Source organism: Streptomyces sp. H39-C1, from assembly GCF_027158125.1.
GTDB classification, from domain to species: domain Bacteria; phylum Actinomycetota; class Actinomycetes; order Streptomycetales; family Streptomycetaceae; genus Actinacidiphila; species Actinacidiphila fildesensis.
This window is the reverse complement of the sequence record NZ_JAPVLS010000067.1, coordinates 45,026-56,687: the sequence shown is the minus strand read 5'-3', so window position 1 is coordinate 56,687 and position 11,662 is coordinate 45,026. Positions and strand designations below refer to the sequence as shown.

At 70.7% G+C, this 11,662-nt stretch carries 11 protein-coding genes; 2 read left to right on the top strand and 9 right to left on the bottom strand.

Translation table 11 applies throughout. The features are described 5' to 3' along the window. Window positions 1-629 (bottom strand): aminotransferase class I/II-fold pyridoxal phosphate-dependent enzyme (locus tag O3W51_RS33975; RefSeq protein WP_269288235.1); only part of this gene is annotated, 629 nt, incomplete at its 3' end. After that, complete coding sequence (locus O3W51_RS33970; protein ID WP_269288234.1) at window positions 626-1,573, bottom strand: alpha/beta hydrolase; 948 nt, start codon at window positions 1,571-1,573, stop codon at window positions 626-628. The genes O3W51_RS33975 and O3W51_RS33970, both read right to left, overlap by 4 nt. Window positions 1,574-1,835: 262 nt before the next feature. Here O3W51_RS33970 and O3W51_RS33965 point away from each other — a divergent pair, with 262 nt between their 5' ends. Beyond that, complete coding sequence (locus tag O3W51_RS33965; protein WP_198358285.1) at window positions 1,836-2,426, top strand: hypothetical protein; 591 nt, start codon at window positions 1,836-1,838, stop codon at window positions 2,424-2,426. Window positions 2,427-2,484: 58 nt separating this feature from the next. Here O3W51_RS33965 and O3W51_RS33960 read toward each other — a convergent pair whose 3' ends face one another. The 4 genes from O3W51_RS33960 to O3W51_RS33945 all read right to left on the bottom strand — a co-directional run bounded on the left by O3W51_RS33960 (window position 2,485) and on the right by O3W51_RS33945 (window position 6,629). After that, window positions 2,485-2,904 (bottom strand): hypothetical protein, encoded by a 420-nt coding sequence (locus tag O3W51_RS33960; RefSeq protein ID WP_269288232.1) that lies wholly within the window; start codon window positions 2,902-2,904, stop codon window positions 2,485-2,487. Window positions 2,905-3,067: 163 nt separating this feature from the next. Further along, a complete protein-coding gene (locus O3W51_RS33955) occupies window positions 3,068-4,060 on the bottom strand; it encodes an SCO0930 family lipoprotein (RefSeq protein WP_164608056.1) in 993 nt (330 codons plus the stop codon). Between the two features lie 260 nt (window positions 4,061-4,320). Then, complete coding sequence (locus O3W51_RS33950; RefSeq protein ID WP_244809009.1) at window positions 4,321-5,793, bottom strand: NADH-quinone oxidoreductase subunit NuoF family protein; 1,473 nt, start codon at window positions 5,791-5,793, stop codon at window positions 4,321-4,323. Next, window positions 5,790-6,629 carry a hypothetical protein gene (locus O3W51_RS33945; protein WP_187144766.1) on the bottom strand — a complete coding sequence of 280 codons (840 nt, stop codon included), beginning with the start codon at window positions 6,627-6,629 and terminating at the stop codon, window positions 5,790-5,792. Before O3W51_RS33945 ends, O3W51_RS33950 begins: the two co-directional genes overlap by 4 nt. 616 nt (window positions 6,630-7,245) lie before the next feature. Between O3W51_RS33945 and O3W51_RS33940 the strand changes: the two genes are divergently transcribed. Then, window positions 7,246-8,316: a PucR family transcriptional regulator gene (locus tag O3W51_RS33940; RefSeq protein WP_269288230.1), complete on the top strand. Its 1,071-nt coding sequence runs from the start codon at window positions 7,246-7,248 to the stop codon at window positions 8,314-8,316. Window positions 8,317-8,382: 66 nt separating this feature from the next. Here O3W51_RS33940 and O3W51_RS33935 read toward each other — a convergent pair whose 3' ends face one another. The 3 genes from O3W51_RS33935 to O3W51_RS33925 all read right to left on the bottom strand — a co-directional run bounded on the left by O3W51_RS33935 (window position 8,383) and on the right by O3W51_RS33925 (window position 11,648). Then, window positions 8,383-9,192 (bottom strand): RNA polymerase sigma factor, encoded by an 810-nt coding sequence (locus O3W51_RS33935; RefSeq protein ID WP_269288227.1) that lies wholly within the window; start codon window positions 9,190-9,192, stop codon window positions 8,383-8,385. A 280-nt stretch (window positions 9,193-9,472) separates the two neighbouring features. Further along, window positions 9,473-10,909, bottom strand: coding sequence for a DUF1996 domain-containing protein (locus tag O3W51_RS33930; RefSeq protein WP_138356969.1), 1,437 nt, complete (start codon window positions 10,907-10,909; stop codon window positions 9,473-9,475). A gap of 4 nt (window positions 10,910-10,913) precedes the next feature. Beyond that, window positions 10,914-11,648, bottom strand: a complete 735-nt coding sequence (locus tag O3W51_RS33925) for a DUF4142 domain-containing protein (RefSeq protein ID WP_138356968.1) — start codon at window positions 11,646-11,648, stop codon at window positions 10,914-10,916. Window positions 11,649-11,662: the final 14 nt, after the last annotated feature.

The following is an 11,662-nucleotide window of genomic DNA, read 5'->3' as shown; positions in this document are numbered from 1 at the left end:
GTCATGCAGACGCCGGACGGGTTGGCGAAGTCCGGCACGAGGTACAGGGCGCGCGGCCGCAGCCCCTGCGCGCGGGCCCGGCGGGCCGCGTCCACCACGTCGGCGGCGTCGATCCCGTGCTCGCCCTCCGGGACCGGGAAGAGCGGGATGTCGAGCAGCCGGGCCGCACCGCTGATGCCGACGTAGCAAGGCGAGGGCGCGAGCAGCACGTCGTCCGGCCCGGCGCACAGGGCCCGCAGCACCAGCAGCATCCCTTCCTGGGCTCCGACGGTCACCACGATCGCCTCGGGCGGGACGTCGATGCCCTCGTCCTCGGCGAGCGAGCGCGCGATCGGCTCCCGGATGATGCCCGCGGTGGGCCCGTACTGCATGAGCAGAGTGTTGATCTGCGGCTCGCTGAGTCCCCGGTCCCGTCGCAGATGGTCGGTATAGGCGGTGAGGCAGTCGGTGATGACGCCGGGGTCGAGCAGCGGGTCGTAGGGGCGGCCCGGCGCGAACGAGATGGCCTCGGGGTAGCGCGAGACCACCTCGTTGAGGAAGTTCATCGCGTCGAGCACCGGGTCGCGGAGCGAACCGTGCAGATCCTCGATCCGCAGCGCGGTGTCTCCGGCGGGAGTCGGCGAGGTCATACGCGCACCTCCGCGAGCCGCTCGGCCAGGAACGCGGCCGCCTCGTCCTGGGCGGTGGTGGCGGCATCCAACTCCCCCGGCATCGCGAAGAATCCATGGATCATGCCGTCGTACCGGCTCAGCGCCACCGGCACCCCGGCGGCGGCGAGGCATTCTGCGTACTGCTCGCCCTCGTCCCGCAGCGGGTCGTACTCCGCCGTGATCACCAGCGCGGGCGGCAGCCCGCCGAGGTCCCCGGCGCGCAGCGGTGACGCGTACGGGTCCGCACCGTGCGCCGGATCGGCCAGGTAGTGCCGCCAGTACCAGTCCACCGAACGGTGGTTGAAGAACACCGTGTCCTGGTTCTCGCGCCGCGACGCGGTGTCGGCGAGATGGTCGGTGTTGGGGTACACCAGCAACTGGGCGGCGATCGGCGGGCCTCCGTGGTCGCGCAGGTGCAGCGCCAGGGCGGCGGCGAGGTTGGCGCCCGCGCTGTCACCGCCCAGCGCGAGCCGCGAACCGTCGGCGCCGTGCGCGTCGGCGTGCCCGGCGATCCATTCGACGGCGGCCCGGCAGTCGTACAGCGCGGCGGGGAACTTGTGCTCCGGGGCGAGCCGGTAGCCCACCGACACCACGACGCACCCTGCCGCGTTGGCGAGCCTGCGGCAGATCGCGTCACAGGTGTCGAGCGTGCCGAGGGTCCAGCCGCCGCCGAAGAAGTAGCAGAGCAGGGGGAGCGGGCGGCCGTCGGACTCCGGCCGGTACACCCGGACGGGCAGCAGCCCGCCGGGCCCCGGGATCTCGGCGTCGAGGACGCTCCCGACGGGCTCCGGGACCCCGCCGGCGGACCGGGCGGCGGCCAGGTCGGCCGCACGCGCCTCGGCGAGATCCAGTGTGTACAGGGGCCGGGTCCCGGCGGCGACGAGGCGCGCGCGCAGGGTCTCCACTTGGGGATGGAGCGACACATGCCCTCCTGAAGGAGCGGACGAGACGGATGAGCGAGCGGACGGTGGTCCCGCGGAAAGCCGCTCTCCAGCACACCCGTTCACCACGGGTGGTGTCCACGCGTCCGGTCGGCGCTTTGGCAGCAGTTTCCGCCGCCGCCCGCAGCGCTGGGGACCGGGAACGCGGTGAAGTGACGTGACCAGTCCGTTTGTTCCTCGCACGCGAAGTGCTCCCGCCGGCTCCGCACGCCGGGGTACGGTGCGGTCGGGGGACGGGGGCGCGATGGCATCGACGCACTGGCTGACACCGCGGATCGCGGCGGCGCTGAGCCGCCCGCGGTTCCGGGCCCGCCGCCACGGCCGGCCTCCCAGCGCGCCGCTCGACGTCCCTGACGCCACCGACTCGCCGTCACACGACCCGGCCCCGCCGGAACCGGAACCGCACGACGCGATCCCTCCCGCCCCGGACCTCCTCGAGAGGGACGCTCGGCTGTTTCCTGCCGCGGAACCCTTCGGCGGTGCCGTCCGGGACGCGCTCGGCCCGGTGCTGTTCGACGACGGGGTCATCGAACTCCTCGCGCACTGCGGCACCGCCAGGAAGGTCCGCCCCACGGAGGACTGGCTGCGCGAGACCCGGTATCTGCTGACCGGGGCGCCCACCGGACCGCGTGCGCTCGCCGGGATGCTGGAGGCCGCGTGCACTGTGCCGGAGCACGACGCCGTCGGACCCCTGCTCACCGGAGTGGCCTGGGCGGCCTGCACATCGGGCGACCCCGTCGCGGTCCTGGCCCTCGGGACGGCGGTGCGCCGGCGGAGCCGGCCGTCGCGCCGACAGCCGCGCTGGGTGCGCGCCGGCCTGCGGTCCGGTGGGTGACGGGGGGTGCGCGCGGGACGGTGGGCGGTGCGACGCACCGGGTACGCCCGGGGGTGGCTCAGCCGCCGTGCCCCGCGTGCTCCGGTGCCGCCTGGATCGTTCCGCCGAGCGTCGCACGCAGGCCCTTCAGGGCCTCCTGGGACTGGGCCGTGACGATCCAGCGGGTCCCGACGAGGTAGATGCCGCCGTACGCCTGGGCCTCGGTCAGCCAGTCGCGCTGGCCGGTTTCCGCGGCGAAGGTGAGCATGCGGAACTCGCCCTGCCCGGTGCGGCACGAACCCTGTCGCAGTTCCGTCGCGACCACGCTGATTTCGGCCTTGCAGCCGAGAACAGCGGCGATCTGCTGTATCGAAGCGGGGCCGGCGACCGCCGGTACGGTGGTGGGAACTGCTGCCGCCGTGCTTTTCGTGTGCGCATTCCCGGTGCAGCCGCTCAGCAGGACCACACACAGCGCCGCGACGACACGTCCCAGTCGCAAATTCGGCACATCAACCCCATTGATTCGGTCGGAATTACGGAATTCCGTCGTTCCGCGACTCTGCTTCTTCTCCCCGTGCGGGGCGGGTGCCCGCACGGGGAGGCCGGGGCCCGGTGGCCGGGCCCGGTCCTCCCCGTGCGGATGGGCGCCGGGGAGGACGGTGCTAGGAACCCGCGCCGGCCTTCTTGCCACCCTGGGTGACCGCGAACCACAGACCCATCTTGCCCTGGCCGTTGATGTCACCGGGCTTCTCGTCCCCGGTGAACCAGTAGACGGGCCAGCAGTCGATGGCGAGCTGCTTCGTTCCGTCGGGCCGGGTGACGGTGCCGACCAGCTTGGACGCCACTCCGCGCACCTTGGTCTTGTCGACGGGCTTGGCGGGCTTCCAGGTGTTCAGGCAGGCGTCGAGGCAGGCGAACTTCATCGGCCAGGCGCTGTCCTTGTTGAAGCGGTAGAGCGTCCGCATCTTGCCGTCGACGATGATCTTGCCCAGTTCGTCGTTGTCGGTGACCGACAGCTGCACGTCGCTGACCTGGCTTTGGGTCTGGCTGGGGCTGGGGGCGGGGGCAGCGGCCTGCTGTCCGGCCTTCTTGCCGTCGGGCGCCAGCGCGTTCCACGTACCGCCGACCCCGTGGCCCTTGGTGTCGCCGGCCTGGGTGTCCATGGCGTAGCGGTACACCGGCCAGCCCGCGAGGGTCAGTTGGCGGCTGCCGTCGGTCCTGATGACCTCACCCAGCAGCTCGGGCTTGATGCCCGCGGAGGCGGTGGCGTCGTCCGCCGGCACGGCGGGCCAGGTGATGGCGCAGGCGCCGTCACAGTTGGACTTGGGCGGCTGGGCGGTGTCCTTGTCGAACCGGTAGAGGGTGAACCCCTTGCTGTCGGTGACGATCGGCCCCAGCTTCCCGTCGCTGCGCACCGCCAGCTCCTTGGCCGGCTCGCCCTTCTTCGCGCCCGCCTGGGCGTCGGTGCCGTATCCGCCCGTACTGCTGGCACCGTAATCCGAGCCGTATCCGGTCCCGATGTCCTTGCTGTCTCCAGCGGGCTGGACATTGGTTCCCTGGGCGTTGTTGCCCTTTTCGCTGCTGCCGCATCCTGCCGTCAGCAGAAGTACCACGGTGGCCGCTCCAGCGAATGCCGCTCGACGCCTGTTTACCATGACTGCTCCTTCGCATTCGGTCCGGCGGATTCGCTCGCCGTTGCTCATGGATACGGGGGGACCCTGGTGGGTGTTCAGCCGAATCAAAACTTGTCACATCAGAGCAAGAACCGAGAGATTCAACGCTGCGTGGACGCAGGGCATTTGCCCACGTGACGACGGGAATTGCCGTCGTGGGGCGAGCGGTCGAGCCCGCCCGCCGGACGGGTCTAGGGCGTGTGGCGAAAGTCCCGCCTGGCCCACGACGCCTGGCACGCGCCCTAGTCCTGGATGCGCAGCGCGAGGGCGGGGCAGCGGCGTATCGCGCGCAGCGCCTTCGGGCGCAGCCGCCCGGGCAGTTCCATCGACGCCTTCTCCGGATAGCCGTCGGCGCCGAGCTGGATGATCTCGGGGAGAACGTCCATGCAGAGCCCGTGCCCCTGGCACCGCGTCCAGTCCACGAGCAGCCGCTCGGTGCTCTCTTCGGCGGCCGGCGCCGCGGCGGTCTCGTCGGCGCGCAGCGGGAGGGTCCCCAGGACCGGCCGGCCGCAGCCGCTGCCGAGCGCGTGGTCGTAGAACTCGTCCGGGAACGTGGCGAGCGCCGACTCCACGAAGTTCGACGTCCCGTCGGGGTGGCTGCAGGCGCCGCGGCGCCTGACCGATTGCATGCGGGCCTGGACGGCGTCGAGCGCGGCCTGGCCGCCTCCGCGGACGGCCAGTTCGAGGGTGTCGGCGAGCGCCGGCAGCCCCAGTACGCAGGGTCCGCACTGACCTGCGGATTCCCCGGCCATCCAACGGGTGACCCGCAACACCTCACCGGCCGGGCAGGTGTCGTCGGGCAGCGGCAGCACCGCTCCGGCTCCGAGCACCGCGCCGAACGAGACCAGGGATTCGCGGGATATCTCCGCCGCCTTCGCGGAGTACGGGTCCAGCCACTTGCCGTGATAGCCGCCGACCAGCACACCCTGACCGGGGCCGAGCCCGCACAGTTCCAGGATGTACGACAGCGGGACACCGGTCGGTGTCTCCATCACCGTGGCCCCGGCGACGGTCAGCAGCAGCGTGCCCGGCTCCGTCGGCAGGCCCACCGAGCGGTAGCCCAGTGCGCCGACCCGTGCCGCGAGGGCGAGCTGGGCGTATGTCTCGGTGTTGGACAGCAGGGTGGGCAGACCGCCCAGGCCCCGGTCGCTCGTCCGGATGGAGCGCCCCGAGGGCAGCGCGGGACCGCCGCTCAGCCCGCTGACGTGAGCGGAACTCTCGCCCGTCACGAAACGCTCGGGGAGCAGCGTCACCCGGAGCTTGAGGCCGACCGGGCCGCGTTCGTAGATGGCGTCCCGAACGGACTGCTCGACGTCGGTCCTGGTCACCCCGACGACGACCTCCTCGGCGTTCAGCGCCGCGGCGGCCAGCAGTGCTCCGTCGATCACCAGATGCGGGGAGTGCAGCAGCAGCGCCGTGTCCTTGAGGCAGCTGGGCTCGCCCTCGCTGCCGTTGACGACGACGGCCGTACGGCCGTCCCGGCTCTCGGCCGCCCGGGTCACCGACTTCAGTTTCCGGGCGAACGGGAAGCCCGCTCCCCCGCGGCCGCGCAGGTCGATGTCCTCGGCGAGCGCCAGCAGTTCCTCCGGCCGCAGCCGGGGCAGCGAGCCGTGCACGGCCAGATGGGTGACACGGTCCAGCCGCGGCACCTCGTCCAGTCCGGCGAGCACCCGGGGCGGTCCGACACAACCGATGGCCGGGCGGGGGCCGTTCACGGCCGCCATCCAGCAGTGCTGTCGACCCGCCCGCCGGAGCGGTCCATGGTGCCCGTGTCCTGGCGGGGCACGTAGAGAGCGGCCCTCGGTGGGCGGTCCGGCTCACGCGGTGGGACGACCCGGTAGGCGGCGGCCGTCACGGCCTGCGCTCCGGCGGCCGTTCGCTTCTGCCGGGTCCTGAGCCGCACGGTGAGGACCACGACGATGCCGAGCAGGCACAGGATGTAGGACACCGTCACCCAGGTGCTCGCGGGCCGGCCGGCTTTCAGACCGTGCAGCAGCGACGCGCCCCAGGCCGGATAGGCGCCCATGTGCAGGGCCCGCCACCAGCGCGAGCGCGTGCCGGAGGCGAACGCGCTGCGTACCGCGCCGGTCACCGCCACGGTCAGGAACAGATACCCGGCGAGGGTGCCGAGCCCGATCAGCAGGGGCTGGCGGCCGTCGGTGAAGGGCACGGCCGCGGCACCCGCGCTGGTCTCCTGTCGTTGCACCTTCACCCAGATGTGCAGGGCGAGGAAACCGAGTCCGCTGCTCGCCAGACCCCGGTGCACCCCCTGGGCGAGGAGCCGGTGACTGGAGTGCAGCAGCAGCCGGTCGGTGGATGCCAGACCCCACAGCACGGTGGCGGTGAGCGACACCAGCGAGAGCACTCCCGCTCCGAAGTCCAGGAAGTCCAGCGGCCTGCTGAACGCGCCCGCGTTGCCCGCGACGGCCAACGCGATGAGGATCGCCAGGACGAGCGTGACGATGGTGACCGGGCGCCGGCTGCCGGCTCCGGACAGCAAAGGAGGCCGGCGGACGGCTCGCCGTCCGCCGGCGGCCGCTCCGGCACTCATTCTCCTTCGGTGCGACCGCCCCGACTGGCGCGGTCCGTGCGAGCGGGGGAACTGCATGGGGGACAAGGGCATAGGGAAAGCCTCCCGAGCGGGGGGTACCGAGCACTGCAAGTCGCACCCGGAGCCCAGGGGGTTGATATCGGCGCTGCCTGGCGGCAGCTGGTGGGACCCGGGGCAGCACAGGCCCGCACGGGGATATGAGGAGCCGGAACCCGCCGCAACACAACGGCGGTCGGACCGGCTCCGGTGCGGATTCTCGGAGGGATCGCCTCCACAGCCGACGAGCAGTGACCCGGGGTGCAGCAGCATCGCTCAACTTCCCAGCATCTCCACAAGATTTATCGCATCGTGACAAGTTCCTGCTTCCCCGTCGTCGTCACGGTGTGCAACTGCGGAAGATGCTCAACCAAGTGCTTCCGGTTCCGGCCGGACCGGGTCTAAACCGGCCCGGCCGCACCCTGGTGGTAAAGACCCGGTAAAACTCCGGGACCATCGGCGGGAAGCAACCTCTAGGAGGGCGCAGGAGGACCCTCAACTCCTCCGCCGGACAAGGACGACGGCGATGGAGGCAACCTCCGCAAGACCTGTCCTCCCCCCAGGCAGGTCTTACCCCGGCATGAACGAGGTAGAGATGTGCGAACTTCTTAACCGCATCTGGTCCCTCCCCCGTGGCGAATGGACTCGCGTTCTGCGCAAGGAACTCCCGTCACTGGCAGATGAGATGGTCGAGGCGCTTCGGCATGAAATTCCCGGCTTCGCCGACCTTCTCCAGGACATGGGCCGCGAAACGGTCAGGCAGGGGCTCGAAGAAGCCCTGCTGACGGCTCTCGGCTACCGGAAGCCACCGAAGGACGAAGACATCCCCCAGGAGCTGCCCACCACCGCGGCACCCCTCGACCGGTCACGCCAGGACCTGTTCAACGCACTGACCGGTGCCACCGAGGTACCGGACGCAGTCCTCCCGGAACTGGCCCGCAGGGCCGGCTGGCCACTGCCCGACACCGTCCGGGCCGTCGCCGTCAGTTCCCCCGGCGAGGCCCATCAACTGGCGGCGACCCTGGACGACTGCCTGGTCGGCATGGGCGGCGACGGACCGTGCCTGCTGATACCGAGCCCCGACCCGGACACCCGCGGCGCACTGGAGGCCGCCCTGCGCGGCCGCTCCACCGCCGTCGGACACTCCGTCCCGGTCCGTGACGCCGCATCGTCACTGCGCTGGGCACGACGCCTGCTGACCCTGCCCCCCGCCCCCGGAGGACCCGACGCCCGGCCCGTCTTCGTCGACGACCACCTCTCCACCCTGCTGTTGCTCCAGGACGAACCGCTGGCCAAGGCATTGGCGGCCCGCTGGCTGCGGCCGCTGGCAGGACTGACACCACGCCAGAGCGAACGGCTGGAAGTGACCCTGCTGGCCTGGCTCGAAGGCGGCGGCGCACCGGAGGCGGCGAAAGCCCTGAGTGTGCACCCCCAAACGGTGCGATACCGCATGCGTCAACTGGAGAAGCTGTTCGGACAGGGACTGCGTGACCCACGCACCCGCTTCGAACTGGAGATGGCCCTGCGCAGCCGCCGGCTGATGGCGGAGATAGGACGGCGCGGCTCCCGGGTCACCCGAAGGGCGCGCACCGTCGCGGTGGGCTTCCGCCCACTGGTCGTCGCACGGGAAGCACGCGTCAACGGCCTCTGACCCACCCGGGCCGGCCGGCCCGCCCCGGCGGATCACGGAAAACATCCGTGATCCGCCGCAGGCGCGTCACAACCCGGCAGGGACCGCCGCGCGCATCGTCGCGTTGAGGTCGAGCAGCTCGGTGTAGGCCCGCGAACAGGAATCACAGTCCGCCAGATGCCGCGCCAGCTCACGGCTGCGGACAGCGCCGCCGCGCCGTATCGCCGCACCGATCATGGCACTGAAGTGCCGGCACCGGTCGTCGCCCACACTGTCCACATGTGCGTGCAAATAGGCCTCGCGCAGCCCCTCGCGGGCCCGGAACGCCAACGACGTGACACCACTCGGAGTGATGCCCAGCAGCGCGGCGACCTCCGGCAGGGAATCGTTCTCCACGAGCGTGTGCCACAGAACGGCCTGCCAGCGCTCGGGCAGCGTGTTGAAACTGCGGACGAGCAACTGGCGGTCCTCGCTGGCCAGCAGATGCTGCTGCGGATCGGTACCGGCCGCCGACTGCTGCCACCACGACTCGAAGTCCGCCGTCAGCAGCGCCTTGCGGTCACCCGCACCCCACTCGATGGCCGTATGACGCACGACCGTCAGCAGATACGGCCGCCAGGCCCCCAGCGGGCCGCCCCCCGAACGCACCGCCTGGAACGTACGGATGAACGCCTCCGACACCAGGTCCTCGGCGTCGTGCGAATCGCGGCAGCACCGGTGCGCGTACGCGAGCGCGGCCTCGCGGTGCCGGCGGTAGAGGATGTCACCCGCGGCCGGGTTGGCGGTGCCTGAGCCGTAGCCGTCCTTGAGCTGCCGGGTGAGCTCCTCGTCGGAGGGCACGGCGTCCTGCGCCACCGTGCGTTCCCGGTCGTTCGCGGCTTCGCGAGAGCCCAGCACTGCCACCTCGCACAATCGAGCGACTACGGAGTTGTTTCCGGATTCGGCCCCGGCTCCGTAGTCGTGTTCCGTGGGACGTGCGCCGAACCGTACGCGTTCCACAGCCGCCGCACAGGTCGGTCGGCAGGATTGTGGCACGACATGGCGGTGGCCCCCGAGTCGGCTCCGGGGCCATCGCCCGTCTCGGGGCCGGGCGGGGGCATGGGGAGCGCCCAGCCCCGAGGGTTCTAGCGGAGGAAACCGCTCCGGGCCGGCCCGGAGACGCTCCCTCCCGCTACCATCAGCACCTGCGGCCGCTGTTCACGCAGTTCACCGCCTGCCGCATCAGCCGGTCCGACATCGCCTCGACGAAGTCACCGTGGTCCGTCACCGGCTTGTGCAGCTGCTCGGGGAAACTGTCCACGGCGATCCGCGCGCCCTGCGGGACGCTGTAGGTGACCCGCTCCACCAGCTGCGGAATCGCCTTGAACCCCTTGCCGCACGCACCGTTGCGGTCCGCGAAGGCGACATGGGTCCGGTGGTTGGCACTGTCGATGTTCTTGCCGTCCCAGCAGCTCTGGAAGGTGAAGGTACGCACCACGTCACTGCCCTTCGGGCAGATCGGGTACTTGTCCTTCAGCTGGCGGTTCTCGAACCCGGTGCAGCTCCACGAAGCGTTCGCGTTGGCCGTGCCGTTCGTGAAGGCCTTGGCGTCGCCCGTGATGATCCGCAGGAAACGCGGCATCGCGGTCACCCGGCTGACGGCGCTGCCGTCGAAGCGGATCGTGGTGGTCTTCGGCTGCAGGATCGTACCGACGTTGGCGTCCTGGCCACCGCCCGGCGCGTTCACGTCCGGACCCTGGCCGGCGTTCTGCACGCGCAGCACGGGCCAGTAGTAGGCCGACTGGTCCCCGTTGCTGCACGTCGTGCCGGCCGCCGCGAGGGAGTCGTTGGTGGAGAACGCGTCCGTGGTCTTGTTGCCCACGTAGTCGTGCATGTGGTGGGCGCCGTTGCTCACACCCGGTGCCACGATGACATTGTCCGGATTGAGGTGCTTGTTCGCGTTGACGCCGCACTTCGAGGTGAAGGAACCGGTGGACGCACCGGCACGGGCACGGGGCTTCACCACGTTCGGCGGGACCTTGGTGATGTCGACGAAGTCCGCCTTCGACGGGCCCTTGCCCTGCTTCTTGCTCTGATCCTGCACAGCCTGGTTCTGAACGGCCTGACCCTGCCCGTCCTGCTGGCCCTGAACGGCAACGGCGTCATCCTGACCGCCGCCCCCGGTGTCACCGGGCTTCACATCCGTGGCCTTCATCTCACAGGCACTCAACTCGTCCAGCCCGGCGGGCGGCTGGGCCACCTGGGAGATCGCGTCGTCGATCTTCGCGATCGTGCCGCTGCGCTTCTGCTGCAGCTCACTGAGCGACGTGTCCTTGTTCCACTGCCCGGCGGAGAGCTGCTTGTACGAGTCCGCGACCTGCGCGTCGAGCTGCGCCAGATTCTTGTCGACCTCCGGCTTGGCCTGGTCGGGAACGTCACGCAGCCGGTCCCCCACATCGGGACAGGCGATCGTGGCCGCCCCCACCTGCTCGGTCTTCGCCGAATCCTGCCGCGAGTTGCCGGCGGAGGCGTTGGCGGCGACGAAAGCGACCCCGCCCGCGCCCAACACCAGCGCGGTGATCACCGCGACGGTCTTGTTCGTCAGGCGGGAGCGTTTATGGTCCTTTTTGCTCATGAGATCACTTCACTTCACTTCGTTGTTCCGGAGTCGAAGCGGAAGCCGTGACGGTGACCACTGGCTTCCCGGAGGGCGAGGCCCCGTCAGCGAGCGCGCCGAAATCGACGAGCCCGGTTTCCTCGAGAACCGAGATGTGGTCCAGGACCACGGTGTTGGCTCTGGTGGCCAGGGACCGGACCATGGAGTTACGGGTCTGCCCCCGAACCTGCGCCACGAGCGCGAACACCTTCCCGTGCGCGCGGCGCAGAAGATTGGCGAACAGCCGGTCGTACTGGGCCCCCGTGGCGGCATCCATCTGGGCGAGCCAGCCCTGCTGGTCCGAGTTCGGCTGGTTGGGCAGATCGATATGGAGCGCCTGGCCCACCTGCAGCACGCGCGCGTCCAACTCGGTATGCCCGTCGATGAGATGCAGCCCCGCGGTCCTGACCGATTCCTGCGTGCCGCGCTGCTGCGCCTGGTGGCCGGCGGGGCCCTCCCACAGCCCGGCGAGCCGGACCTTCCGGACGAAGTCCCGGTCGAGCGGGGTCAGCGGTCCGTACTGCGTGTTCACGACCCCGAGGCCGTCGTCCGTGATCGGAGGAGCGGCCACCGCGGAATTCTGACCGCCGAACTTCTGCATGGGGATCAGCAGCGCCACGAGCGTCACCGCGAGGGCACCGATGACGAGGACGGTTCCCGTGGTGTACCGGAAACCGACGGACGCGCCGAGGGCGGATCGCCGGACGAATGTCCGCACAGTGCCTCCTTGCG

What these genes read in the sequence shown, in the direction of transcription:
- O3W51_RS33940 (WP_269288230.1), top strand. Translation starts at nt 7,246, where the DNA reads ATGAACGAGGTAGAGATGTGCGAACTTCTTAACCGCATCTGGTCCCTC.
- O3W51_RS33930 (WP_138356969.1), bottom strand. Translation starts at nt 10,909, where the DNA reads ATGAGCAAAAAGGACCATAAACGCTCCCGCCTGACGAACAAGACCGTC.
- O3W51_RS33945 (WP_187144766.1), bottom strand. Translation starts at nt 6,629, where the DNA reads ATGAGTGCCGGAGCGGCCGCCGGCGGACGGCGAGCCGTCCGCCGGCCT.
- O3W51_RS33955 (WP_164608056.1), bottom strand. Translation starts at nt 4,060, where the DNA reads ATGGTAAACAGGCGTCGAGCGGCATTCGCTGGAGCGGCCACCGTGGTA.
- O3W51_RS33965 (WP_198358285.1), top strand. Translation starts at nt 1,836, where the DNA reads ATGGCATCGACGCACTGGCTGACACCGCGGATCGCGGCGGCGCTGAGC.